The following is a 23,170-nucleotide window of genomic DNA, read 5'->3' as shown; positions in this document are numbered from 1 at the left end:
ATAAAAAAAGTAGCACCTTACGCCCGCTCCTATTGGGTTGAGTGGATTTTTGGTTGATTCACGCTATTTGAGCGACGAGTAATTCACCGGTACCCAGGTGTAAGCCTTGCCTGCACCCTTGCGCACATGGCCCAGGCCGGGGAATGCGATATGCGCCGCGCCGACCAGGTAGCCGTTTTTTGCGGCATCGGCATAGGCCTTGGCGCGCTCTTTGGCAGCCGGGGGCGATTCCGAGTCAAACTTGATGGTGACTTCCGGGTTGTCGAACTGAACGGCCGCCACATGCATCAGGTCGCCCCACAGCACCAGCTTTTCGCCTTTGCTTTCCACCACATACACGCTGTGACCGGCAGTGTGGCCGTGGGTGGGTTGCGCCTTGACACCGGGCACCAGCTCGGTGGCGCCTTCAAAGGTCTTGAGCTTGCCGGCCGCGGCATAGGGCTTGATGGACGCCATGGCGCCCTGGAAGAAGCCCTGGGACTCTTTGGGCGCTGCGTTCATTTTGGCTTCGTCCAGCCAGAAGTCGGCGTCTGCCTTGTCCACACGCACCACGGCATTCGGGAAGGCCATGGCGCCGTTGACCACCAAACCACCCACATGGTCGGGGTGCAGGTGGGTGATGTAGATCTCGTCGACCTGCTCGGGCTGGTAGCCGGCGGCCTTGAGGTTGGCCTGCAGGCTGCCCAGGGTAGGGCCGAAGAGGCCGGAGGCGCCGGTGTCGATCAGCACCAGCTTGCTGCCTGTGTTGATGAGGTAGGCGTTGACCGAGGTCTCGACTGCATCAGGCAGGAACGAACGCTTCAGTGCCGCGCCGACCTTGGCCGGTGTCGTATTGGTCAGCAAGTCTTTCACCGGCAGCTTGACGGTGCCGTCCGACAGGGCGGTGACTTCAAAGTCGCCGAGTGGCAGGCGGTAATAGCCGGGGGCCTGGGTTTTGACCATGGGGCCGGCGGCCAGGGCCGGTGCTGCAAAACCTGCCAGGCCGCATAGCAGGGCGGTGGCTGCAAGATTTTTCAAAGAACGTGACATGAAATGACTCCCTTGGGTTGAATGCAATGTTGGGGCGGTGCGGGGTGGATTCTTATGCAGCTGCGCCGTGGGTGAAGGCGCAGCCGCAGTAACCCGGCTTGCGGCACAGGTTTTCCGGCAGACGGGTGGCTATGAAGTTGATAGCCGTTTTCCGGTGTATTAACTGGGTAAAAGGCCAATCCGGCATAAAAAAACCGGGCATGAGCCCGGTTTCCTGGATGCGTACCTGACGCAACTGCAGCCTCTTGATCAGGCCTTCGTCGTCTTGGTGTGCTTTTCGATCAGGCTGCGTGCCGTGTCCAGCAGCTTTTTGCCGTCAAAGCCCTTCTTGTTCATGTCTTCCACCCACTCGACTTCCACCGTGCGGGATTTGCGGCGGAACTCCTGGGCTTCGGCGGCGCTCACGGTGTAGATCGTGTTGCCGCGGTCGCTGGCGGTCTTGCGGCCCGGGACATCATTGCCCTGCTGCACCTTGCCCAGCCAGGCCGAGGTGGCCATGCCAGAGTTGTTGTCGATGACTTTCTTGAGATCGGGCGCCAGCGAGTTGTACTTGGCCTTGTTCATTGCCATCACAAAAGTGGTGGTGTAGAGGCTGCCGCCGGCAGGGTCGAACTCTGCGTGGAACTTGGTGAGCTCGTTGACCTTGACCGAAGGCACGACTTCCCAGGGAATCACGCAGCCGTTGATGGTGCCCTTGCTCAACGCGTCGGGAATCTGCGGCAGCGGCATGCCGACGGGCGTCGCGCCCAGCACGCCCATCAGCTTGGTGACCTGGCGGGTCGGCGCGCGCAGCTTGAGGCCGCGCATGTCGGCGATGGACTTGACGGGCTTGTCCACCGTGTGAATGACGCCAGGGCCGTGCACCTGCAGCGCCAGCACCTGGGTGTCTTTGAACTCATCGGGTGCGACCGTCTGCACGTATTCCCAATAGGCCTTGGAGGTGGCTTCGGCATTGGACATCATGAAGGGCAGCTCAAACACCTCGATGCGCGGGAAGCGCCCTGCGGTGTTGCCGGGCAGCGTCCACACCACGTCGACGACGCCATCTTTGGCCTGGTCATAAAGCTGCACGGGCGTGCCGCCCAGCTGCATGGCGGGGTAGCCTTCAAACTTGATGCGGCCGCCGGATTCTTTTTCGACCTTGTCCATCCAGGGTTTGTGCATGGCCAGCCACACATTCGATTGCGGCGACATGAAGGTGTGGAACTTGAGCGTAACGGCCTGTTGCGCCAGGCCGCTCAGGGCCGGTGCACCCAGCGCCACGGCGGCGCCGGATTTCAGAAGTGTGCGACGTTGAATCATGAGGGTCTCCTGGGATGGTCTTAAGGTAACGTTAAAAGCGGCCTGCGGCGTCTGGTGCTTACCCCAGTCCTGCCCGGGTAAAAGTCACTGGATCCGTTAACGACAGTGTCATTTGATGAACCCCACCAGCCATAAGGGAATGATGGGAAAGAACAAAAAGAGCATGGTGCGGATCACGTCGCTGATGAGAAATGGCATCACGCCGCGGTAGGTTTCGCCCATGGGCACCTTTTTGGCCAGGCCGTTGACGATGTAGACGTTCAGGCCCACCGGTGGGGCGATCAGCCCGAAGCCGACCGTCATCAGCACCATGATGCCGAACCAGATCGCCACCGACTCCTTGGCCATGCCGAAGTCCAGCGCCATCACCATGGGGAAAAAGATGGGGATCGTCAGCAGCAGCATCGACAGCTCGTCCATCACCGCGCCCAGCAGCACGTAAAAGAGCAGGATGGCCACCACCACGATCAGCGGCGAGAGGCCCCAGCCACCGACAAGCGCCGCCAGCTGGTTGGGCACCTGCGTCAGCGCCAGCGCGGAGTTCATCAGGTCGGCGCCGATAAAGATCAGGAAAATCATCGCCGCGCTCACGGCCGTGCCGTAAAAACATTCCTTGAACTTTTGCAGCGTCATTTCGCCCTTTAGCAGGGCGGTGATGAAGGTAGATGCGGCGCCTACGGCAGCGCCTTCCGTCGGCGTGAAGTAGCCGCCGTAAATGCCGCCAAACACCAGCAGGAAGATGATCACGATGGGCGCTACACCGATCAGCGACTTCATGGTGACGCCCTGGTGGCCGGCCTGCACTTCAGGTGCATGGCCGGGCACCACGCGCACATAAATCGCCACGGCAATCATGTAGCCGCACATCGCGATGATGCCGGGAATGATGGCGGCTGCAAACAGCTTGCTGATGTTCTGCTCGGTCAGGATCGCATAGATCACCAGCACGATGGAAGGCGGCAACTGGATGCCCAGCGTGCCGCCGGCGGCCAGCGTGCCCGTGGCGAGGCGCCCTGAATAGCCGTGGCGCTGCATCTCGGGCAGGGCCACGCCGGTGATGGTGGCCGCCGTGGCCACCGACGAGCCGCTGATGGCGCCGAAGGCCGCACAAGCCAGCAAGGACGCCATGGCCAGCCCGCCCTTGAAGCGGCCCATGACACCCGCCGCAAACTCAAACAGCGACTTGCTGATGCCTCCCTTGGTGGCGAAGTGGCCCATCAGGATGAAGAGCGGGATGACGGAGAGGTCGTAACCGGCAAAGCGCGCAAAGGCCTGCGAATTCAGGAAGCTGGCAAAAGGCGGCCAGCCGGTCTGCGTGACATAGCCGATGGCCCCTGCGGCAAACATGCTGACGGCAATCGGCACGCGCACGGCCATCAGGGCCAGCATGCTGCCGAAGATCAGCAGCGTCAAACTCAAGGAACTCATATCGGGGTCTCCACAGCTTCAGTCTTGCCGAAGCCGAACACGGTTTGGTGCAGCGCGATCAGGCCCGTCAGCACAAAGGGCGGGACCATGGAGGCATACACCACCCATTCAGGAAAGCCCATGATCTGTGTCTCTGAATGGGCGGACCACACATTGAGCCCGCCCAGCGTGGTGCGCCAGGCCAGCAGGCCGAAGATCACCACCAACAGCAAAGTGCCGAAGCGATCCAGCTTGTCATTGACTTTGTCGCTCAGGTTGGCGGTGAAGAAATCCACAATGATGTTGCCGCGGCGCAGCTGGCATAGCGGCATAAAGAGGGCAATCGCGGCGCCGGCGGCCACGCCGGTGAGCTCAAACGCGCCGACGATGGAGTCGCCGGTGGTGTTGCGGCCTATCAGGCTGGCGCAGGTCATCAGCGTGATGCAGGTCAGCAGCACGCCGGCCAGGATGGCGCACAGCTTGGCAAGTTTTTCAAGAATCTTCAAACGCGTCTCCAGTGATCCAGTGATTTTGTACGGGAGGGGAACAAGGCATACGGGTTGCCATCATTGCTGCATTTTGCAGGCCTTGTGACAGCCCCCGGTATCTGGCGGATTATGAAGAAACCCGCCCGCAGGCGGCAGGTGGGTTACCCCGGGGCTTCCGGGGTAATTGCGCGGTGATTAAAACAGGTGCGCGGTGATCGCGCAAGCTGCCACCTCCTGTTTTTGCCATGCAAAACGGCCGCACAAGGCGGCCGTTTGTCTCATCTCTGCATTCGCAGCAGGTGCGGTGCAATGTCTGTTTGTTTGCTTGCGCTTATGCAACCTTGACGGTCAGCGTGGTCAAACCCGCTACACCGCCCACCATGGTGTCACCCGACACCACGGCATTCACGCCTTCGGGTGTTCCGGTGTAGATCAGGTCGCCGGGCTGAAGCTCCCACGCGGCTGACAGGTGCTCGATGGTTTCAGCCACATTCCAGATCAGCTTGGAGACATTGCTGCGCTGGCGGTCCTTGCCGTTGACCTGGATATAGATCTCGGCGTTGTTCACGTCACCGGCCTGGGCCGCGGGTGTGATGGGGCCGATGGGCGCTGAGTCGTCGTAGGCCTTGCCGATGCACCAGGGGCGGCCCTGCTTTTTCATCTCGCCCTGCAGGTCGCGGCGCGTCATGTCCAGGCCGACGGCGTAACCATAGATGTGCTTTTGCGCGTCTGCCGCCTTGATGTTTTTGCCGCCCGTGCCGATGGCCACGACCAGTTCAATCTCATGGTGCAGGTTCTTGGTGAGCGACGGGTAGGGAATGGTGCCGGTGGCGCCGGCGTCTACCACGACGGCGGCATTAGCGGGCTTGAGGAAGAAGAAGGGCGGCTCGCGGCCGGTGAAACCCATCTCCTTGGCGTGCTCTTCGTAGTTGCGGCCCACGCAGTAAATGCGGTTGACCGGGAAGCGGTCTTTGGTGCCGACGACGGGGACGGACACTGCGGCCGGTGGGGTGATAACAAAACTCATGACAACCTTTCTTCTCTGTGTATGCCCAATGCCTGATGCACCGGGCGGTCTGAAAAACTGAACAGCACACAACCCTGCGCCGAACGCAATTGCGCAGTGTGCCACGACGGAATCACAAAATGGTCTCTGGGGCCAAACTCGAAAGTCGAAGTCTTGCCGCCTTGCTCAATGCTGACGGAACCGGTACCTTCGACCACGCTGAAAACAGCCCCGTCGGTCTGCCGCCAGGGCTTGCCCGCAAAGCCCGCCGGCAGGCGCTGCATGAAGGTCGCCATGGTCGGCATGGGCGAGCCGCCGGTGGCCGGGTTTACATAGCGCAGCTTGACGCCGTCCCAGGCATCGATGTCGGCATGGGTTTCCAGCTGGTGCAGCGTCTCGCGCGTGCGGTCGTAGGGGTAGCTGAAGATGGGCGAGGTCTTGCCGCCGAAGGGTGCGTCATAACGCATCGGCAGCATGTTGGCGCCATAGCGGTGGGTGCTGATGCCTTCGGGCTTGGTGACCTCTTGTTGCTTGGCCGTGCCGTTTTCGGCAAAGCCCGCATCAAAGAAGCGCAGCATGGGAATGTCCAGGCCGTCCAGCCAGACCACGGGCGTGTCGGATTCCACGCGGCCTTCGTGCCCGTGGTCGTGCCAGGTCCAGCTCGGGGTGATGATGAAGTCGCCCGGTTTCATTTGTGTGCGTTCGCCGTCCACCGCGGTGAAGGCGCCATGGCCTTCCACCACAAAGCGCAGCGCGCTTTGCGTGTGGCGGTGGCTGGGCGCGATTTCGCCCGGCATGATGACCTGCAGGCCCGCGTACAGCGACTGCGTGATGCACGACTGCCCGCGCAGGCCCGGGTTCTCCAGGATCAGCACGCGGCGCACCGCTTCTTCAGCGGTGATCAGTTCGCCCGACTTCATCAGGAAGGGATGCACGTCAGCGTACTTCCACAGCGCCGGCTGGCACGGCGTGCTGGGCGACTGCGGCACCAGGGCATGCAGCACTTCCCATAGCGGCGTCATGCTGTGTGCCGAAATCGCATCGTAAAAAGCTTTGCGCGCGGCGCTGTTGGGCGCTGTGCTCTGGCCGTGGGTGGGTGGGGGCGTCATGTCCATGGTGGGTGTCCAGTCTCTGGTTTTAAAGATCGCCGTTGTCGAAATCGTTGTCGAAGTACACGCCGTCATGCGTGAGCAACTGCTGCAGTTGTTTCACGTCTGTATCGGAAAAAGATTGCCCGGCAGACAGCATCGCCGCCGCCGTGCCCGCGGCCTGGCCCATCACAAAGCAGCCGCCGCTGGCGCGTGCGGCCGACTGGCCCTCATGCGTCATCGAGGCGCAGCGGCCCGCCACCAGCAGGTTGGCCACGCCCTGGGGCACCAGCATGCGCCAGGGCAGGTCGTTGTAGGCGCGGCCTTGCGCGGCATCTACATTGCGCGGAAATTGCCAGTCGATACGGCCATCGGCATGCAGCTCCATCGGCCAGGCGTTGATGCCGATGGCATCGTCAAAGCGGGCCGAGGAGAGGATGTCTTCGCCGCTCAAGGCATAGAGGCCCTGAATGCGGCGCGTTTCGCGGATACCGACTTGCGGTGCGATGTCCACGATGGCGGAGTCTTCAAAGCCCGGCACCTCGCTGCGCAGAAAGCGGAAGTATTCGGTGATCTGGCGCCGGCCTTCAAGCTCGCCTTCGCTGAGCTGGCGCGCGTCGGTGGCGTCCATGGCCGTGCCCTGGGCGTTGCGGATTTGCGTGACGTTGGCGCGCCACTCGGTGGGGTTCTTTTGGGGCCGAAGGATCGCGCCTTCGCGTGGGAATTTGTAGCGGCCCGGCGCGCGCGCCTGGCTCTCGGCCATCAGCGTGTTGATAGCCTTGAACTCTCCCACGGCCGCCAGTGCGCGCGGCGCATCGACATGGCCGACGCGGAACATCGTCGAAGGAAACAGCGCGCTGCCATGGCCGTCGCCCAGCTCAAACGGCACGCCGGCAAAGTTCGCCACGTCGGCGTCGCCTGAGCAGTCGATGAAACGCGACGCGCGTATCGCCTGCCGGCCGGATTTGGTTTCGACCACCAGGGCGCCGATGCAATCACCGTCCATCACCACAGCGGAGGCCCAGGCGTGAAAAAGAATGTGAACGCCAGCCGCCACCAGCAGCTGGTCCGCCGCGCATTTGTAGGCCGACACGTCATAAGAGCGCACACGGATGCGGCTCTGCATGCCGTCTTGCGGCGCGTTCAGGCCGCCCAGTGCGTCTATGCGTTGCAGCAGGTCGTCGGCCACGCCGCGCACCACCTGGTGCATCTGGCCGTTCTTGCGGCCATAGACGCCTGCGAAGTTGGTGACGCCGCCGGCTGTGCCCATGCCACCGAGAAAGCCGTAACGCTCTACCAGTAGCGTGCGCGCGCCATGCCGTGCGGCGCTGACGCTGGCGGCCAGGCCAGCAGGTCCGCCGCCGACCACGACGACGTCAAACTCGCCGTAGACCGGCAAGGTGCGTGCGGGTTCAGTGATCGAGGCCATGACTCTGCTTATTCCAGCTTGATGCCGCGCGACTGGATGATGCCGCCCAGGATGGCGGCTTCATCTTTGACGCGGCTCCTCAGGCCGTCGGGCGACGTGCCCACAGCCTGCCAGCCCTGGTTGAAGAGTTTTTGACGCGTGTCGGCGTCGCGGATGATGCGCGGCACTTCTTGCGCCAGCCGGGCCTGCGCGGCTTTGGATAGGTTTGCCGGGCCGATCAGTGCCGTCCAGACTTCGAGGTTCACGTTGGTCACACCGGCATCGGCCAGCGGCGGCACCTCGGGCACAAGCGAAGAGCGACCGCCGGCCAGGCCGATGGCCTTGAGCTTGCCCGAGCGCACATGCGGCATGGCCACGCCGGGCGGAATCAGCGCCATCTGGATCTGGCCGCCCAGCATGGCGGTGACCACCTGAGGGTTGCCGGCAAAAGGCACGTGCACCGGCGTCAGGCCGGGTACGCGGCTTTTCAGCAGCTCCATGCCAAGGTGGGCGACTGAGCCATTGCCGACCGAGCCGTAGTTCCACTGGCTGCCGCCCTGGCGCGCGGCGGCGAAGAACTCGGCCCCGGCTGGTTCATTGGCAGGCGCCACCAGCATCAGCGGCGCGGTGGCCATCAGCGAGATCGGCGCAAAGTCTTTGGCCGGGTCGTAAGGCAGCTTGGGGTAGAGCAGCTTGGCCGAGGTCAAATTGCCGTTGATGACGACACCCAGCGTGTGGTCGTCGGTGGCCTTGGCGACCTGGTCGGCTGCGATGTTGCCGGATGCGCCGGGTTTGTTGTCGATGATGACTGGCTGGCCCAGGGCGCGGCTCAGCGGCTCGGCCAGCGTGCGGGCGGCCATGTCGGGCGTGGAGCCGCCGGGAAAGCCCACCAGGATGCGCAGCGGCTTGCTTGGCCAGGTTTCCGGAGATTTTGAATCTTTTGGGCCTGCAGCGCCCGCAGAATGAGCGTAAGCCGCTACCAAAAAGATAGCGAGAATTTGGCGGGAAAAGTTGGCAAAAACAGGCTTCATCACAGTCCCTGAGGCTTTAAAAGCGTCATTGGAACAGTTTTGACGGCTCGATCCCGTCGTACATCCACTTCAGACCCGCAAAGCCCGCGCTCTCGGTGCCGCTCTGGAACATCTGGTTGCGCAGCTCGCGCTGCACGCCGGCCGCATGGTAAATATCACCATAAAAACGGGCGGTCAGCTGCACGCGGCCGGTGCGCAGGTAGCGCTTTTGCTGGTATTTCTGGAAGGCCTTTTCCACATCGCCGCGGGTAAAGCGCAGCGCTTCGCGCAGCACCACCGCGTCTTCAATCGCCTGGCCGGCGCCCTGGGCCAGGTATTGCAGCATGGGATGGGCGGCGTCGCCCAGCAGGGTGACGCGCTTGTCGGTCCAGTTCTTCACCGGTTCGCGGTCGCACAGCACCCACATCTTCCAGGTTTCGATCTTGCCCAGCAGCTCTTTGACCTGCGGGCAGGCGTCGGCAAAGCGCTCAGTCAGCTCGGCGGTGTCGCCGAAAGTGTTCCAGCCTTCGTCGTATTTATTGCTGTGAAAGACGGCCACCAGGTTGAACAGCTCGCCGCGGCGCAGCGGGTAGTGCACCAGGTGGGTCTTCTCGCCGCCCCAGAGCAGCACGTCGTCGCTCCACAAATGGGCAGGGACATCCTCGCGCTTGAGCACCGCGCGGTAGGCGATATGGCCCGACACGCGGGGCTTGCCGTCACCCACCACCGCTTCGCGGATGCGGCTCCACATGCCGTCGGCGCCTATCAGCGCGCGGCCTTCAACGACCTCGCCGCCTTCAAGCTGTACGGTCACGCCGTCGGCAGTCTGGTTAAACGACTCCACCTTGGCGCTGGTGCGCAGGGTGACGTTGGGCTGGGCGCGGCAGGCGTCCAGGAACACCTGGTGCAGGTCGGCGCGGTAGATCACGCCGTAAGGAAAACCGTAGGTGGCGCGGGCCACATCGCCCAGCGGCACGCGCACCACTTTCTCGCCGGTGCGCACATCGTTCATGCCCAGGCCGGGCGGGAAGAAGGCCACGCGGTTGATGGCTTCGGTCAGGCCCAGGTAGTCGAACATGCGAAAGATATTCGGGCCCAGCTGGATGCCGGCGCCGATTTCACCGAAGCTCGCCGCCTGCTCCAGGAGTGTCACCGGGTGGCCGTCCTGGGCAAGCACCATGGCCGCGGCCAGTCCGCCGATGCCGCCGCCCGAGATGATGAGGGGAGAAGTGTGTGCCATAGTGGGGTGGGTCAAGCCGGGAATGTCGTTGCAATTTGCTGTGAATGCATTAATGATAAGTATACTTATTAATTGGCGGATTAGTACATACCCTGAACCGCAAACCTGAACGGTAAACTCGGCAAATGGCAAAAAGTTTCAACTTCGGAGAAGCGCCCGGGCACCTGATCCGGCGCGCGCAGCAGCTGGCAGTGGCAATCTTCATGGAGGAGACGGCAGGTTTCGACGCCACCCCCGTGCAATTTGCCATCCTCAATGCGCTGATGGACGACCCCGGCGAAGACCAGATCACGCTGTCGGGCCGCGTCGCCTTTGACCCGGCTACCTTCGGCTCCGTCATCGGCCGCCTGGAGGCCAAGGGCTGGGTCAAGCGCGAAGCCGACCCGCGCGACAAGCGCCGAAAGCTGCTCTGGAACACGCCGGAAGGTGAAAAAGTTGCCCTGCAGATGAAGCGGGCGGTCGGCAAGACCCAGCAGCGCATCCTGGCGCCCCTGGCGGAAGAGGAGCGGGTGCAGCTCGGCGTCTTGCTGACCAAGCTGGTCGCCGGCCACGAGAACGATGCCAAGTAAAGCGACGCCAGGTAGTAAGACGGCTAAGCAAACCAGATAAAAAAACGGGGCTGATAAGCCCCGTTTTTGTTTTGCGTGTCTTTTTCAGTTCGATTTGGCCAGCAAGTCGAAATGCTCCACCGTAGGAGGCCCTGCAAAAAACGGCCCGACGATGGCGCGCCAGTCGGCAAAGGCGGGCGACTGGCGGAAGTCGATGGTGTGGTTTTCCAGCGTATCCCAGAAGATCTGCAGGATGTAGCGCTCGGGGCTTTCAATGCCTTTGTTGACCTTGTAGCCCTGAAAGCCCTTGGCCTTGGAAATCACGTCCTTGATGCCGCGCTGGATGGCTTCGTCAAAGGCGGCTTGCTGGCCGGGGTGGATGCGGATGTCGGCGAGTTCGAGAATCATGTAGGCACCTGTCGGTTGTTAATACTGGGTAGACGGCAACTCTACCGCCAAACCGTCCAGCGCTTGCGTGAGCTTGATCTGGCAGCTCAGGCGGCTGGTGGGTTTGCGCGGTGCGGCGGTGAATTCGATCATGCCCAGTTCTTCTCCGTCGGGTGGCGGCAGGAGGCTGGCATCCGAGGCAAAAGGTTCCTGCACATACACGTGGCATGTCGCGCAGGTCAGCAGCCCGCCGCAGTCGGCGGCTATGCCGTCAATGCCGGCCGAGACGGCCGCTTCCATCAGGCTTTTCCCAATCTTGCCGCTTATCTGTGTGGTGCTTCCACTTGATGCTATTAAATTGACAGTGATGGTGGTCATGAGTGATCTTAGATACGGCTGAAATATTCACGGCGCTGCCAGTCGTCCTTGTCTTCGGCTTCGGCATGGCGGTCGATTTCGGCCTGCTTGATGCGTGCGAGATAACGGACGAAAGTGTCGCCGAAGGCGGCCGTCAAGGCTGCGTCGGCTTTTAACGCGTCCAGCGCCTCACCCAGGCTGGTGGGGATTTTCTCCGTGGCGGACCCATACGGCGCGTCAGTCGCCGGCGGAGCTTTCAGGCGGCGGGCCATGCCGTCCAGCCCGGCATAGATCTGCGACGCCAGATAGAGATAGGGATTGGCCGCCGGCTCGCCCAGGCGGTTTTCGATGCGCGTGCTGTTGTCGTTGCATTGGCCGACCACGCGCAGCATGGCGCCGCGGTTGTCGCGGCCCCACAAAATGGATTGCGGCGCCAGTGCATTGGGCCGAAAGCGCCCAAAGCCGTTGATGGTGGGCGTGCAAAACGCCGTCATGCCGCGCGCATGCGCCAGCAGGCCGGCCAGGTACTGCTCGCCGACTTCCGACAGCGTGTATTGCGCGTCGGTGGGCGTGCTTCCTGTTGCGGGGTTGGCGCGCTTGAACAGGTTGGCGCCGGTTTTCAGGTCGACCAGCGACTGGTGCAAATGCCAGCCGCTGGACATGATGTTCGGAAAGGGCGGCCTGCACATAAAGGAGGCGTGGTAACCGGCACGCCTCAAAGCTTGCTTTACCGCACTGCGAAACAGCACCATGTTGTCGGCGGCGGCCAATGCGTCGGTCGCATCGAACACTGCTTCGACCTGGCTGGGGCCCAGCTCAATCTCCAGCGACAGCAGCGGCAGGCCCAGCGCTTGCGCGGTGCGCTGCACGATGCGCAAAGGCTCCTCGGCCATGTCCACCCATTGCTCCGACAGCAGGTGGTAGCCCGGGTGGATCATGCTGACCTCAGGCGGCAAACCCGGCCAGGCGGCCAGCTCCGGGTCCAATTGGGGCGTGTTGCCGTTTTCACCGATGCGGTAAATATGGAACTCAATCTCCAGCCCGCACTTCATGCCGTAGCCGGCTTTAGCCAGCTTGGCGAGCGCAGTTTGCAGCACCCGGCGTGTGTCAAAGGCCACCGGGCTGCCGTCGGGAAACCAGGGCTGACATTGCAGCCAGCCGGTTTTGTCGGCCCAGGGCAATTCCTTCAGGCTCGCCGGGTCAGCCAGCAGCATCACGTTGCCGCCAAATTCAAAGCCCGGCAGTTCGGCCGCGCCACCGGCTTCAAACACCTTGTAAGCGGTGCGGTCGGCGGTGTCTTTAAGCAGCAGCGTGCTCACCATGCCCACGCCGCCCGTCATGGCTTCCGCGGCGGCCGAGGCTACCAGCGTCTTGCCGCGCAGCATGCCGTGCAGGTCGCACCAGGCAAAGCGCACCAATTCCAGTCCGCGCGCCTCGATGCGCCGCACGGCATCGGCCAGCGCCGCCTGCCTTGCGGCGTCATGCACGCCGCATTGCGCTGCAAAGCCGCTCATGGCAGCGTAGCGGTGCTGGGTGTGCCGGCGGCGGCTTTGGCCTTGAGCCAGGGCGCGCCTTCTCGTTTGGCGCGGGCGGTGGTTTGCCACCACTGCGCCCATTCGCCGGCCGGCGCAATGCCGTCCACCGTGTCCGGGCCGGTCATCTCCGCGGCCAGCGCGGGGTCGGCAATGCCGGGCGCCACACCGCCGTTTTGCACCGTCTCAATAGCCTTGAGCAGCACACGCCGGTTGGCCATGATGACCTTGTCGGAGGTGCCCAGGTGTTCGCGTGTGCGGTCTTGAATCGCGCCCATGCTTTCCACCGCCCACTGGTCGTGCACATTGATGTCTTCTTCACCCATGCCCAGATAGGTGGTGCTCATCTGCTCTTCGGCGTTAAAGCCCCAGTTGTTGTGACGGCCGGCCTTGGGGATGTAGTCGGGCAGGGCGATGAACTGCTGGCGCTGCGCGCGCATGCTCTCGCGGTCCAGCGGGCCGGCAAAGCTGGTGAAGAAGGTGTACCAGTAGGTGTGGGTGTCGTCCACCGGCACGTGCATCTGCGTGATGGTCATGGTTTCCGACAGCGGAATCACAAAGGTGGCCGGGAATATCGCGTCGGTCACGCGCACATGGGTGAGCTTGTCGGTCATGGCGCGCAGCGCGGTCAGCTGCATGCCCCAGGGCTTGGTCTCAAAGCTGATGTCGGGCTGGGCGAACTCGCGCATGATGCGCGTCATCGGCCACTGCTCACCGTCCTTGCTGCCGGCGCTGGCGCTGCGAAACTGCTTGCCCGCCGGGTTGTCGCCGATTTCGGCTAGAGGATCATCCTGCAAAAACCGATGCAAGAAGGACGGGTGTGCCGGGTCAATGCCCACCTCAAAAGCCTGCAGCCAGTTGGCGTTCCACAAACCCTTGAAGGCAAAGCTGTGCGTGGCCGGCGCGGCAAAGCAGTCAAAGGCGGGGAAGGGCGGTGGCGTGCTGCCTTCGTCGCCCAGCCAGGCAAACAGCACGCCGGCTTTCTCAATCACGGGGTAGCTGCGCTGGCGTATGCGCTCGCAGAGTTTGCTGCCGGTGGGTTCGGCCGGTGTTTCCAGGCAGCGGCCGTCGGTGGCGAACTTCCAGCCATGAAAGGGGCAGCGCAGGCCGCCGCCTTGCGCGGCGCTTTCACGGCGGCCAAAAGACAGGTCGGCGCCGCGGTGCGCGCAGTCGCGGTCCAGCAGGCCCCAGGCGCCGGATGCATCCTTGAACAGCACTAGGTTCTGGCCGAGCAGCTTGATGGCTTTGACCGGGCGGATCTCCATGCGCGGGTCCAGCGCCGGGTTGAACTCATCGACCAGCGCGGCGGGCTGCCAGTACTGGCGCAGCAGCTTGCCGCAGGGCGTGCCCGGCGTGATGCGGGTCAACAACTCGTTTTGTTCAGCGTTCATGGCGGCCTTGTTAGGTGGCTTTGAGGTCAATTTGGCAGATAAACCGCAAAACGGTATACCGAAATTAAAATTCAGTGTACATTCTGCGCCATGAACTTGCAAGAAACCGTTTTGATGCAGTTGCGCGACCTGATCCTGCGCGGCGAGTTTGAGCCCGGCGCGCGCCTGGCCGAGCAGCAACTGGCCGAACGCCTGGGCGCCTCGCGCACGCCGGTGCGGGCCGCGCTGGTCACGCTGGAGCAGGAGGGCCTGGTTGAAGCCAACGACACCGGCAAATACCTGGTGCGCCAGTTCACGCCGCGCGAAGTGGCTGATGCGATTGCGGTGCGCGGCCACCTTGAAGGCATGGCGGCGCGCTTGGTGGCTGAGCACGGCGTGTCACGCCAGTTGCAGCTGGATTTGCAGTCATGCCTGGATGAAGGCGACCGCGCGCTGGCCGCCAACCCGCTGGGCTATGACAACTACGCGGCCTATGCCGCCATGAACGACCGCTTTCACGCGCTGATCCTCGAGGCCAGCGGCAACCGCGCGCTGCAGCGTGCCATCGAGCTCAACGACAAACTGCCCTTTGCCTCGGCATCGGCCATGCTGCCCATGCAGTCGACGCTGGAGCAAGACCGCGACTGGATGCATTACGCGCACCGCCAGCACCACATGCTGTTTGCGGCGCTCAAGGCGGGTGAGGGCGCGCGCGCCCAGGCGCTGGCGGTGGAGCACACTGAAGTCGCGCAGATGAATATGCGCATGGCGCTGCAGCGGCGCGCCGAAACCGAAAGCCTGATGCCTGGTTTGCGCCTGGTAGTTGGCGGCTAGCGTTCGCCCAGCAGCAGCTTCAGGGCTATAGCTTCGGCAACAGCCTTGTTGCCCGCATCGCCCAGGTGCAGATGGTCGCCCGAGTCATAGGCGGGCAGGATGCGCAGCGGGTTCTGCGGGTCACGCACCACCGCATCAAAATCCAGCACCGCATCGAATTCGCCACTGCCGCGTATCCAGCCGTTGATGCGCTGGCGCACAGTGTCTTTTGCGGGGCTGTGGTAATTCGCAATCGGTGAGCCCGGCATGGTCAGCGCGCCTTCAAAAGGCGTCAGAGTGGCGCCCACGATGCGCACGCCGCGGCTTTTGGCGCGCGCAATCAACTGGCGGTAACCGGCAATCAGCGCCTCGGCCTGCGTGGCCTGCTCGTCCGGCTCAAAAGTGCTGCCGGGCCAGCTGATGTCGTTGATGCCCATGAGCAGCACCACGCTGGCGATGCCGGGCTGGCCCAGCACATCGCGGTCAAAGCGGGCCAGTGCATTCATGCCCATGTGGTTTTTGAGCACGCGCCCGCCCGAGATGCCGGCATTGAGCACCGCCACGTTTTGCCCGGCCAGGCGCCGCGCCAGAAAGTCCGGCCAGCGCTGGTCGGTAGCGGGCGTGGACGCTGCACCGTCGGTGATCGAGTCGCCGAAAGCTACCACCGTGCGCGTGCCGGGCGCGGCCTCCACCAGCACGGCACTAAGGAAGAGGCGGCTGTTCACCGTGCTGTCGGCTTTGAGGGCGTTCGCGCTCACGGCATTGCCTGCCGTGATCTGCGCGGGCTGCAGGCCGTCCCAGTGAATGGTCGTGAGCGGCGTCGTCTGCGGAAAGTAGAGGCTGACCGACAGGCGGCCTAGCGGTGCAACGGCCATCTCGACCGGGTCACTCATCACGACGGCATTTGCCGGCACAGTGACCGCCGGCTGGCCGCCAAAGGTCAATGCCTTGCCGGTTCCGTCTACGGGGGCGATGTGCGCCGCGCCAACCTGTAAAGCCTGCGAGCCGTACTCGTTAGACAGCACGATGCGCACGCGCGAGCCGCCTACGCTGGCCCGCACGGTCTGGCGCACGGTTTGATCCTGCAGCGTGGCGGGAAGGCCCAGCGGCAGCACAAAGCTGCTACCCCAGATGGGTTGCGGGCTGGCGGTCCAGCTGGGTGTCCACACACCAGTATCGGCTGCTTGTGCAGAGGCGCCGGCCAGCAGCAAGGTAAACGACAGCAGGGCTTGAAGCGCGCGCCGCTTTGAAGAGAAGAAGGTGTTCATCGCGATGACCTCTTAGCAAGTTGCGGGAATGGCGTGCACTTCGGCCTTGTCGCGCGACAGGCTGTACAGCGCCACAGCGAGGCCGACTACAGTGATCAGCGCAGCCAGCCAGCTCAAGCCGCCCAGGCCAAAGGAGCTGCTGACCACCAGGCCGCCCAGCCAGGCGCCCAGCGCATTGCCCACATTAAAGGCGCCGATATTGAGGCTGGCCGCCAGGTTCTGGCCCGCGCCGTGCGCTTGCTGCAGCACACGCATCTGCAGCGGCGCCACGGTGGCAAACGAAGCCGCGCCCAGCAAGCCGACAAACACCACCGTGGCGACGGGCGAGTGCAGCACAAAGCCCATCACGCCCAGCACCAGCGCCAGCGCGGCCAGCGTGAGCAGCAGCGACATCCGCAGCCCGCGGTCGGCCAGGCGGCCACCCAGCAGGTTGCCGACAAAGAAGCCGCCGCCAAACACCAGCAGGATGGGCGACACCGCCGCTTCGCTGAAGCCGGTGATCTGCGTCAGGATGGGCTGGATGTAGGTGAAGATCGCAAACAGGCCGGCAAAGCCGAGCACCGTCATCAAGAGGCCCAGCAGCACCTGCGGGCGGGCCAGGCCGGCCAGTTCTTGCCGGATGGAGGTCGTGCCGTTTTCGGCCGCGCTGCGCGGCACAAAAATGGCCAGCACCACAAAAGCCAGCAAGCCGATCAGCGTCACCACCCAGAAGGTGGAGCGCCAGCCGTAGTGCAGGCCCAGCCAGGCGCCGGCAGGCACACCCAGCAAAGTGGCCAGCGACAGCCCGCTGAACATGATGGCAATCGCCGAGGCCTTGCGCTCGGGCGCGACCAGGCCGGTGGCCACGATGGAGCCCACACCAAAGAAGGTGCCGTGCGCCATCGAGGTGATGACGCGCGCCGCCATCAGGCTGCCGTAGTCGGGCGCCAACGCGCAGGCCAGGTTGCCCAGCGTGAAGATGGCCATGAGCGCCAGCAGCACGGTTTTGCGCGGCAGCTTGCGCGTGGCCAGCGTCAGCACCGGCGCGCCCACCGCCACGCCCAGCGCGTAGCCCGAAATCAGCAGCCCGGCCGAGGCGATGGTCACGCCCAGGTCGGCGGAGACCTGCAGCAGCAGGCCCATGATGACGAACTCGGTCGTGCCTATGCCGAAGGAGCCGGCGGTGAGGGCCAGCAGGCCCAGGGGGAGCCGTGAAGGTGTTGAAAGTGATGTGCTCGCAGCCATGGAAGTCGCTTTAAAAAGAGGATGTGGGTAGTATGGAAACGAAGTAGTGCTTTGACTAGAATGGCCTGAAGACAAGAATTTGTGAATTGAAGTCACATTAAACCGGGCTGATCCCTTCAACATCCCCTCCAAAATAGCCTCACCATGCCCCGCAACGACGTCAACCGCTCCGGTGAAATGGAGGCCTTTGTCCAGGTCGTGGAAAAGGCCGGCTTCTCGGCCGCCGCCCGGCAGCTGTGCATGACGCCTTCGGCCGTCAGCAAGCTGGTGACCCGGCTGGAGGCGCGGCTGGGCACGCGGCTGGTCAACCGCTCTACCCGCAAGCTGCAGCTCACGCCCGAAGGCGCCACGTTTTATGAACAAAGCACGCGCGTGCTGGCCGACATGGACGAGGCCGAGCGCGGCGCGGCCGCCGGCGCCATGCCGCGCGGGCGGGTCAGCGTCAACGCCAGCATGCCGACGGCGCACCGCCTGCTGCTGCCGCTGGTGCCGGCCTTTCATGAGCGTTTTCCCGACATCACCCTGGACATCACGCTGACCGACCGCGTGGTCGACCTGCTGGACGAGCGCACCGACGTGGCGATCCGCTGGGGCGCGCTGGCCTCGTCGCAACTGGTGGCACGGCGTCTGGGCGATACAGCGCAGGTGATCGTCGGCAGCCCGGCCTACCTGGCGCGCTACGGCACTCCGCGGACGCTGCAAGAACTGGAGGCGCACCAGCGCCTGGCCCATACCTTCAAGCGCAATATGCATTACTGGCCGGTGCGGGTAGATGGGCAGATCCAGCAGTTGCCCATCACCGGTTATGCACGCGCCAGCGACGGCGAAGCGATGCGGCACCTGGTGCTGGCGGGCGCGGGGCTGGCCCGCATGTCGATCTTTCACGTGCGCCGCGACATCGACGCCGGCCGCCTGGTGCCGGTGGCTGAAGACCTCAACCCCGGCGAGCGCGAGCCCATCCATGCGGTGTTTGTCGGCCGGGGCGGTCGCCTGCCGGCGCGGGTGCGCGTGCTGCTGGATTTTCTGGTGGAGCAGGTCACGCAGGACGTGCTCGACGGCGGCGGCTTCGGGCTGGACTACCAGCTGCACCAGCCCTGACGGCTGCCCCGGCTCCAGACTTTCGGCTTCCGGGGTGGGTGGATACAAGCCAATAAAACTGAGCAATTGCAACTTGGCTATTGCAACTTAAGCACCGGCTTGCTAGGTACTACCCACTACATAGGTTCCCTATGGCAGCGCGCGCCCAACTTGCCTAGCATCGGTAACAAGTCGTAAGGCTGCAAGGGCCACTTCGGCCACGGAGGTTTTTCTATGCACCGCGTTCCTGTTCACACCCTGGGTCTTTCCCTGTCTCTTTTATTGCTGTCGCTGCCCGGCGCCGGCTTTGCGCAAGAGCGTTTCACCGCGTCCGCCGATGGCCAGGAAGTCACCGACAGCCGCACCGGCCTGACCTGGCGGCGTTGCGCTGAGGGCATGACCTTCAAGGGGAAAACCTGCACTGGGCAGGCAGCGTTTTTAAGCGCACCCGACGCGGCTGCGCGCGCCAAGGCTGCTTCCGCGCCGGGAGCCGAATGGCGGCTGCCCATTCTCAAAGAGCTGTCCAGCATTGTTTCTGCGCGGGAGGCCGATGTGGACAAGGCCGCGATAGACCCCAACGCCTTTCCCGGCACGCCGGTGGCGCGTTTCTGGACCTCCAGCAGCACCGGCCCGGGTTATTTCACCTTTGTGGGTTTCAGCGACGGCAGCGCGGGTGAAGCCCCGCGCGCCACCGCGGCCGCCGTGCGGCTGGTGCGCAGCGCGAAGTAACCGACTGAAAGGGCTGTCTCAGTCCTTGGCGACCTGCAGCACCAGCTTGCCGAAGTTCTCGCCGTTAAAGAGCTTGAGCAGCGTCTCGGGGAAGGTGTCCAGGCCGACGACGATGTCTTCCTTGCTCTTCATGGTGCCGGCCTTGAGGTAGCCCGCCATCTCGGCCACGCCCACGTGGTAGCGGTCGGCGTAGTCGAACACCACGATGCCTTCCATGCGGGCGCGGTTCACCAGCAGCGACAGGTAGTTGGCCGGGCCCTTCACCGGCGTGGTGTTGTTGTACTGGCTGATGGCGCCGCAGATGATGATGCGGGCGCCGCGCGCAAGGCGTGCCAGCACCATGTCCAGGATTTCGCCGCCCACGTTGTCGAAGTAGACGTCGATGCCTTTGGGGCAGTGCTCTTTCAGCCCGGCGCGCACGTCGCCATTTTTGTAGTCGATGCAGGCGTCAAAGCCCAGCTCGCTCACCACCCAGTCGCACTTGGCCTTGCCGCCGGCAATGCCAACCACGCGGCAGCCCTTGAGCTTGGCGATCTGGCCGACCGTCTGGCCCACCGCGCCGGCCGCGCCCGAGACCACCACGGTTTCACCCGCCTTGGGCAGGCCCACTTCCAGCAGGCCGAAATAGCCCGTCATGCCGGGCAGGCCCAGCACGTTGAGCCACGAGGTCAGGCCCAGGCGCGGGTCGATCTTGAACATGCCGCTGCGCTTGATCTGGTCGGCCGAGATCAGGCAGTACTCCTGCACGTCAAGTGCGGCATTGACATAGTCGCCCACGGCAAAGGCCGGGTTTTGCGAGGCAATCACCTTGCCCACGCCGCCGGCGCGCATCACGGCGCCAATCTCAACCGGCGGGATATAGCTCTTGGCATCGTTCATCCAGCCGCGCATGGCGGGGTCGAGCGACAGGTACAGGGTTTTGACGAGCACGCCGCCAGGGCCGGGTTCTGCGACCGGCTCGGTGGTAAAGCTCCAGTTGTCGCGCGTGGGCAGGCCGACGGGGCGGCTGGCAAGGCGAATCTGGTGGTTGCTCAGGGTGGTGATGGCGCTCATGGGTGTCTCCGGGAGTGGCGGGTGGGCAAAAAGGCAATGGTAGTGACGGACTGCCCGCGCGTCAGTCGCCCACGCGATTGCCCTGCCACATGGTGGTCGCGACGGCGGGGATGTATTTAACCCAGCCGGGGCCGCGGAACCGGCTTTGCCGGGCCGCAGGCGCAGCACCCCCTCGGGGGGCAGGGAGCGACACGAAGTGCGCGACCGTGGGGGCCATCGTTTATGCTTTAGAGATGAAACTCCATAACTATTTCCGCTCTTCTTCATCCTTTCGTGTACGCATTGCGATGGAGCTCAAGGGCCTCAGCTACGACTACATCCCCGTGCACATCGCCAAAGGCGACCATAAACACCAGCCCTATGCCAGCCTGTCCGCAGACACCCTGGTGCCGCTGCTGGAAGTCGACGGCGAAAAGCTCTCGCAGTCCATGGCCATCATCGAATACCTGGACGAAAAGCACCCCACGCCGGCCCTGTTGCCGGCCGACGCGCTGGGCCGCGCCAAGGTGCGCGCGCTGGCGCAGTCCATTGCCTGCGAGATCCACCCCCTTAACAACCTGCGCGTCCTCAAGTACCTGGTGAAAGAGCTCAAGCTCGACGACGCCGCCAAAGCCGCCTGGTACGTCCACTGGTGCCGCGACGGGCTGGAAGCCTTCGAGCGCCAACTGGCCCTATTGCCTCCTTCAACATACTGCTATGGCGAGACGCCCACCCTGGCCGATTGCTGCCTGGTGCCGCAGGTATTCAACGCCAAGCGCTTTAACGTGAGCTTTGACGGCTTGCCGCGCACCATGGCTGCGTTTGATGCGTGCATGAAGCTGCCGGCCTTCCAGAAGGCCCAGCCGTCTGCTTGCCCAGACAACGAAGCTTGAGCGCGCTGTGCATGCGGATTGGCTGATTCCCGACTGGCCGGCGCCGGCCGGCGTGCAGGCGGTGTTTACCACCCGCGCCGGCGGCATCTCGGCCGCGCCTCACGACAGCATGAACCTGGGCGACCATGTCGGCGACCTGCCGGCCAAAGTCGCGGCCAACCGCGCTTTGCTGCGCCAGGCTCTGGGCAGCCGCGCGGTTTTCCTGCAGCAAGTCCATGGCAGCGACGTACTCGCGCTGGATACCGCCACCGATGACGGCTTGCAGGCGGATGCCTGTTTGACGAAAGAAGCCGGTGTGGCCTGCACCATCATGGTGGCGGACTGCTTGCCGGTTTTGCTGGCTACCGAAGACGGTGCAACGGTGGCCGCGGCCCATGCCGGTTGGCGCGGGTTGGCGGGGCAGGGCGGGCAAGGCGTTCTGGAAAGCGTTCATGCCGCCATGAAGGCCGGCACCCGCGCACTCGCATGGCTGGGCCCGTGCATCGGGCCTTCGGCTTTTGAAGTCGGCGCTGAAGTCAAAGCGGCTTTCGAGGCCGTTCAGCCCGAGGCCGGCCGCCTTTTTGCACCCAGCAGCGCAGGTAAATACCTGGCCGATCTGCCGGGCCTGGCGCGACTGCGCCTGAAGGCTTTGGGGATCACGCAGCTATACGGCAATGACGGCAGCGATGCCTGGTGCACGGTGCGCAATCCCTCAAAGTTTTTCTCGCACAGGCGCGATGCCGGGCCCACGGGCAACGGCTTTGGCACGACCGGCCGCATGGCGGCCTGCATCTGGCGCGTCTAAAGCGCCGGCGCTGTCTTCAGCGGCTTATCTGCTCAGCGGCAGCACCTCAAACATGGTGCGCCGGGTATTGGTAAAGCGCGGCCGCATACGGCTGCTCCATTCGGTGCCGCGCACGGCCAGCCAGGGCGGCGAGCCCAGCGTCTCTTCACTCACCAGGTCATAGCAGGCCAGCGACAGCGGGCCGTGGTCATGGTTGAGGAAGCGGCTGGCGCGTATGCAGCCCGTCACCTTGGCCAGGCCCGGCATGTGCTCGGTGTCATACCAGGCCGACAGCTCGGGCATCCAGCCCGCTTCGGGGTCCATTTCAACGACGTAGTGAAAAACTGGCGTGGCGCTTGCCGAAGCGCCTGGTGTGTCAAACACGCGCTCCAGCCGGGAGATGTTGAGGTCTTGCAGGCCGGGCCAGTGTTTGTGCAAACTGGATTCCAGCGCCTGCGCAGCAGATGGGCCCAGAGCAGTGCGCTGGTCCAGAAACAGGTAGCCGTAAAAAATCCCCTGGGCTTTGTTGAAGGCCGCGCGCGCTGGCTTGGCCGCAAGCCCTGCGGTGGCGGGCAGCTGCGCCAGCATGGCGCTGAAGTCTGCTGCATGGCCTGCCGGCGCATGGGCCTGCACCAGCAGCGCGTCGGTGGCTTGAGGCGTCTGGCTCACGTCAATGCCCAACCCTGAGCGCCACCAGAAAGCGCGACACCATGTTGTAAGACGCTACCGTGGCGACCAGGTCCACCCGTTGCTGCTCGCTGAAGAAGGGCTTGAGCGGGTCAAAGACGCTGTCGGGCACTTCGATATCGCGTGTCATCGCATCGGTGAGGGCAATGACATGGCACTCCAGCGGCGAGAACATGCCGGCTTGTGTGCCCGCGCCAGGCTCGCGTAGCGCCTCGATTTTTTCTGACGGCATGCCGGCCGCCAGCGCGTGCGGCACATGGGCTTCAAATTCATACGGCGCACGGTTCAGCACCGCCACCCGCAAGATGATCATTTCGCGCAGCAGCGCGGGCACCGAATTGCGGTTGCGCACGGCTGTCAGCAACTGTTCCCAGCCCTGCGCGAGCGGCGGGCTGTTCAGCAGCACCTGGTAGAGCGGCGAGACGCGGCCGCGCTCGGCCATGATGCCGGCTTCGATGGCGGCCAGTTCAGGCCGTGTACCGGGGGTGACGGGTGTGATGCGCATAGGTGCG

The 23,170-nt window shown here is 63.9% G+C and carries 24 protein-coding genes; 6 read left to right on the top strand and 18 right to left on the bottom strand.

Annotated elements, in window-relative coordinates; translation table 11 throughout:
• Positions 1 to 63: 63 nt before the first annotated feature.
• From BM408_RS07020 to BM408_RS06980, 9 genes are all read right to left on the bottom strand, one after another.
• Complete coding sequence (locus tag BM408_RS07020; protein WP_175541713.1) at positions 64 to 1,029, bottom strand: MBL fold metallo-hydrolase; 966 nt, start codon at positions 1,027 to 1,029, stop codon at positions 64 to 66.
• Between the two features lie 249 nt (positions 1,030 to 1,278).
• Entirely contained in the window at positions 1,279 to 2,331 is a 1,053-nt protein-coding gene (locus BM408_RS07015; RefSeq protein WP_092128282.1) for a TRAP transporter substrate-binding protein, read from the bottom strand.
• Between the two features lie 108 nt (positions 2,332 to 2,439).
• A complete protein-coding gene (locus BM408_RS07010; RefSeq protein ID WP_092128280.1) occupies positions 2,440 to 3,759 on the bottom strand; it encodes a TRAP transporter large permease in 1,320 nt (439 codons plus the stop codon).
• Positions 3,756 to 4,244, bottom strand: coding sequence for a TRAP transporter small permease (locus BM408_RS07005; protein WP_092128278.1), 489 nt, complete (start codon positions 4,242 to 4,244; stop codon positions 3,756 to 3,758). The genes BM408_RS07010 and BM408_RS07005 overlap by 4 nt, the downstream gene beginning before the upstream one ends.
• 313 nt (positions 4,245 to 4,557) lie before the next feature.
• Positions 4,558 to 5,253: a fumarylacetoacetate hydrolase family protein gene (locus BM408_RS07000; protein ID WP_092128276.1), complete on the bottom strand. Its 696-nt coding sequence runs from the start codon at positions 5,251 to 5,253 to the stop codon at positions 4,558 to 4,560.
• Positions 5,250 to 6,347 (bottom strand): gentisate 1,2-dioxygenase, encoded by a 1,098-nt coding sequence (gene gtdA, locus BM408_RS06995; RefSeq protein WP_092128274.1) that lies wholly within the window; start codon positions 6,345 to 6,347, stop codon positions 5,250 to 5,252. The genes BM408_RS07000 and gtdA overlap by 4 nt, the downstream gene beginning before the upstream one ends.
• Positions 6,348 to 6,369: 22 nt before the next feature.
• Positions 6,370 to 7,749 carry an FAD-dependent oxidoreductase gene (locus tag BM408_RS06990; protein ID WP_092128272.1) on the bottom strand — a complete coding sequence of 460 codons (1,380 nt, stop codon included), beginning with the start codon at positions 7,747 to 7,749 and terminating at the stop codon, positions 6,370 to 6,372.
• 8 nt (positions 7,750 to 7,757) lie between these two features.
• Positions 7,758 to 8,759, bottom strand: a complete 1,002-nt coding sequence (locus tag BM408_RS06985; protein ID WP_092128270.1) for a Bug family tripartite tricarboxylate transporter substrate binding protein — start codon at positions 8,757 to 8,759, stop codon at positions 7,758 to 7,760.
• 25 nt (positions 8,760 to 8,784) lie between these two features.
• Positions 8,785 to 9,978: a 3-hydroxybenzoate 6-monooxygenase gene (locus BM408_RS06980; protein WP_092128268.1), complete on the bottom strand. Its 1,194-nt coding sequence runs from the start codon at positions 9,976 to 9,978 to the stop codon at positions 8,785 to 8,787.
• 125 nt (positions 9,979 to 10,103) lie between these two features.
• Between BM408_RS06980 and BM408_RS06975 the strand changes: the two genes are divergently transcribed.
• Positions 10,104 to 10,547, top strand: a complete 444-nt coding sequence (locus BM408_RS06975) for a MarR family winged helix-turn-helix transcriptional regulator (protein ID WP_092128266.1) — start codon at positions 10,104 to 10,106, stop codon at positions 10,545 to 10,547.
• Positions 10,548 to 10,631: 84 nt separating this feature from the next.
• Here BM408_RS06975 and BM408_RS06970 read toward each other — a convergent pair whose 3' ends face one another.
• The 4 genes from BM408_RS06970 to BM408_RS06955 are packed head-to-tail and all read right to left on the bottom strand — an operon-like array spanning position 10,632 to position 14,193.
• A complete protein-coding gene (locus BM408_RS06970; protein ID WP_092128264.1) occupies positions 10,632 to 10,934 on the bottom strand; it encodes an antibiotic biosynthesis monooxygenase family protein in 303 nt (100 codons plus the stop codon).
• 18 nt (positions 10,935 to 10,952) lie between these two features.
• Positions 10,953 to 11,291 carry a 2Fe-2S iron-sulfur cluster-binding protein gene (locus BM408_RS06965; RefSeq protein ID WP_092128262.1) on the bottom strand — a complete coding sequence of 113 codons (339 nt, stop codon included), beginning with the start codon at positions 11,289 to 11,291 and terminating at the stop codon, positions 10,953 to 10,955.
• Between the two features lie 8 nt (positions 11,292 to 11,299).
• Positions 11,300 to 12,784, bottom strand: coding sequence for a type I glutamate--ammonia ligase (locus BM408_RS06960; protein WP_092128260.1), 1,485 nt, complete (start codon positions 12,782 to 12,784; stop codon positions 11,300 to 11,302).
• Complete coding sequence (locus BM408_RS06955) at positions 12,781 to 14,193, bottom strand: Rieske 2Fe-2S domain-containing protein (RefSeq protein ID WP_092128258.1); 1,413 nt, start codon at positions 14,191 to 14,193, stop codon at positions 12,781 to 12,783. Before BM408_RS06955 ends, BM408_RS06960 begins: the two co-directional genes overlap by 4 nt.
• A 90-nt stretch (positions 14,194 to 14,283) precedes the next feature.
• Between BM408_RS06955 and BM408_RS06950 the strand changes: the two genes are divergently transcribed.
• Positions 14,284 to 15,006: a GntR family transcriptional regulator gene (locus BM408_RS06950; protein WP_092128256.1), complete on the top strand. Its 723-nt coding sequence runs from the start codon at positions 14,284 to 14,286 to the stop codon at positions 15,004 to 15,006.
• Here the strand turns inward: BM408_RS06950 and BM408_RS06945 are convergent.
• Positions 15,003 to 16,253 (bottom strand): SGNH/GDSL hydrolase family protein, encoded by a 1,251-nt coding sequence (locus tag BM408_RS06945; protein WP_092128255.1) that lies wholly within the window; start codon positions 16,251 to 16,253, stop codon positions 15,003 to 15,005. The genes BM408_RS06950 and BM408_RS06945 overlap by 4 nt on opposite strands.
• A gap of 12 nt (positions 16,254 to 16,265) precedes the next feature.
• Positions 16,266 to 17,477 carry an MFS transporter gene (locus tag BM408_RS06940; RefSeq protein WP_092128253.1) on the bottom strand — a complete coding sequence of 404 codons (1,212 nt, stop codon included), beginning with the start codon at positions 17,475 to 17,477 and terminating at the stop codon, positions 16,266 to 16,268.
• 144 nt (positions 17,478 to 17,621) lie between these two features.
• Here BM408_RS06940 and BM408_RS06935 point away from each other — a divergent pair, with 144 nt between their 5' ends.
• Together BM408_RS06935 and BM408_RS06930 are read left to right on the top strand one after the other, a co-directional pair.
• Positions 17,622 to 18,575, top strand: a complete 954-nt coding sequence (locus BM408_RS06935; protein ID WP_092128251.1) for a LysR family transcriptional regulator — start codon at positions 17,622 to 17,624, stop codon at positions 18,573 to 18,575.
• Between the two features lie 213 nt (positions 18,576 to 18,788).
• Positions 18,789 to 19,283: an Lcl C-terminal domain-containing protein gene (locus tag BM408_RS06930; protein ID WP_092128249.1), complete on the top strand. Its 495-nt coding sequence runs from the start codon at positions 18,789 to 18,791 to the stop codon at positions 19,281 to 19,283.
• Between the two features lie 18 nt (positions 19,284 to 19,301).
• On the opposite strand, the gene BM408_RS06925 is transcribed toward BM408_RS06930, so the two are convergent.
• Complete coding sequence (locus BM408_RS06925) at positions 19,302 to 20,336, bottom strand: NADP-dependent oxidoreductase (protein ID WP_092128247.1); 1,035 nt, start codon at positions 20,334 to 20,336, stop codon at positions 19,302 to 19,304.
• Positions 20,337 to 20,569: 233 nt separating this feature from the next.
• Here BM408_RS06925 and maiA point away from each other — a divergent pair, with 233 nt between their 5' ends.
• Together maiA and pgeF are read left to right on the top strand one after the other, a co-directional pair.
• Positions 20,570 to 21,208, top strand: coding sequence for a maleylacetoacetate isomerase (gene maiA, locus BM408_RS06920; protein ID WP_092128559.1), 639 nt, complete (start codon positions 20,570 to 20,572; stop codon positions 21,206 to 21,208).
• Between the two features lie 7 nt (positions 21,209 to 21,215).
• A complete protein-coding gene (gene pgeF, locus BM408_RS06915; RefSeq protein WP_092128246.1) occupies positions 21,216 to 21,992 on the top strand; it encodes a peptidoglycan editing factor PgeF in 777 nt (258 codons plus the stop codon).
• A 24-nt stretch (positions 21,993 to 22,016) separates the two neighbouring features.
• Here the strand turns inward: pgeF and BM408_RS06910 are convergent, their stop codons facing one another.
• Together BM408_RS06910 and BM408_RS06905 are read right to left on the bottom strand one after the other, a co-directional pair.
• Positions 22,017 to 22,640, bottom strand: coding sequence for a hypothetical protein (locus BM408_RS06910; RefSeq protein ID WP_092128557.1), 624 nt, complete (start codon positions 22,638 to 22,640; stop codon positions 22,017 to 22,019).
• 1 nt (position 22,641) lies between these two features.
• On the bottom strand, positions 22,642 to 23,163 hold the full coding sequence (locus BM408_RS06905; RefSeq protein WP_092128245.1) for a carboxymuconolactone decarboxylase family protein: 522 nt from the start codon (positions 23,161 to 23,163) through the stop codon (positions 22,642 to 22,644).
• Positions 23,164 to 23,170 lie beyond the last annotated feature (7 nt).

Source organism: Polaromonas sp. YR568 (assembly GCF_900116715.1).
Lineage (GTDB): Bacteria > Pseudomonadota > Gammaproteobacteria > Burkholderiales > Burkholderiaceae_C > Polaromonas.
The sequence above is the reverse complement of the archived record's forward strand: the minus strand, read 5'-3'. Positions and strand labels throughout refer to the sequence as shown.

Excerpts from the sequence above, each read along its gene's own strand:
- BM408_RS07020 (WP_175541713.1), bottom strand. The coding sequence starts at position 1,029 with ATGTCACGTTCTTTGAAAAATCTTGCAGCCACCGCCCTGCTATGCGGC.
- BM408_RS07015 (WP_092128282.1), bottom strand. The coding sequence starts at position 2,331 with ATGATTCAACGTCGCACACTTCTGAAATCCGGCGCCGCCGTGGCGCTG.
- BM408_RS07010 (WP_092128280.1), bottom strand. The coding sequence starts at position 3,759 with ATGAGTTCCTTGAGTTTGACGCTGCTGATCTTCGGCAGCATGCTGGCC.
- BM408_RS07000 (WP_092128276.1), bottom strand. The coding sequence starts at position 5,253 with ATGAGTTTTGTTATCACCCCACCGGCCGCAGTGTCCGTCCCCGTCGTC.
- gtdA (WP_092128274.1), bottom strand. The coding sequence starts at position 6,347 with ATGGACATGACGCCCCCACCCACCCACGGCCAGAGCACAGCGCCCAAC.
- BM408_RS06990 (WP_092128272.1), bottom strand. The coding sequence starts at position 7,749 with ATGGCCTCGATCACTGAACCCGCACGCACCTTGCCGGTCTACGGCGAG.
- BM408_RS06985 (WP_092128270.1), bottom strand. The coding sequence starts at position 8,759 with ATGAAGCCTGTTTTTGCCAACTTTTCCCGCCAAATTCTCGCTATCTTT.
- BM408_RS06980 (WP_092128268.1), bottom strand. The coding sequence starts at position 9,978 with ATGGCACACACTTCTCCCCTCATCATCTCGGGCGGCGGCATCGGCGGA.
- BM408_RS06975 (WP_092128266.1), top strand. The coding sequence starts at position 10,104 with ATGGCAAAAAGTTTCAACTTCGGAGAAGCGCCCGGGCACCTGATCCGG.
- BM408_RS06970 (WP_092128264.1), bottom strand. The coding sequence starts at position 10,934 with ATGATTCTCGAACTCGCCGACATCCGCATCCACCCCGGCCAGCAAGCC.
- BM408_RS06965 (WP_092128262.1), bottom strand. The coding sequence starts at position 11,291 with ATGACCACCATCACTGTCAATTTAATAGCATCAAGTGGAAGCACCACA.
- BM408_RS06960 (WP_092128260.1), bottom strand. The coding sequence starts at position 12,784 with ATGAGCGGCTTTGCAGCGCAATGCGGCGTGCATGACGCCGCAAGGCAG.
- BM408_RS06955 (WP_092128258.1), bottom strand. The coding sequence starts at position 14,193 with ATGAACGCTGAACAAAACGAGTTGTTGACCCGCATCACGCCGGGCACG.
- BM408_RS06950 (WP_092128256.1), top strand. The coding sequence starts at position 14,284 with ATGAACTTGCAAGAAACCGTTTTGATGCAGTTGCGCGACCTGATCCTG.
- BM408_RS06945 (WP_092128255.1), bottom strand. The coding sequence starts at position 16,253 with ATGAACACCTTCTTCTCTTCAAAGCGGCGCGCGCTTCAAGCCCTGCTG.
- BM408_RS06940 (WP_092128253.1), bottom strand. The coding sequence starts at position 17,477 with ATGGCTGCGAGCACATCACTTTCAACACCTTCACGGCTCCCCCTGGGC.
- BM408_RS06935 (WP_092128251.1), top strand. The coding sequence starts at position 17,622 with ATGCCCCGCAACGACGTCAACCGCTCCGGTGAAATGGAGGCCTTTGTC.
- BM408_RS06930 (WP_092128249.1), top strand. The coding sequence starts at position 18,789 with ATGCACCGCGTTCCTGTTCACACCCTGGGTCTTTCCCTGTCTCTTTTA.
- BM408_RS06925 (WP_092128247.1), bottom strand. The coding sequence starts at position 20,336 with ATGAGCGCCATCACCACCCTGAGCAACCACCAGATTCGCCTTGCCAGC.
- maiA (WP_092128559.1), top strand. The coding sequence starts at position 20,570 with ATGAAACTCCATAACTATTTCCGCTCTTCTTCATCCTTTCGTGTACGC.
- BM408_RS06905 (WP_092128245.1), bottom strand. The coding sequence starts at position 23,163 with ATGCGCATCACACCCGTCACCCCCGGTACACGGCCTGAACTGGCCGCC.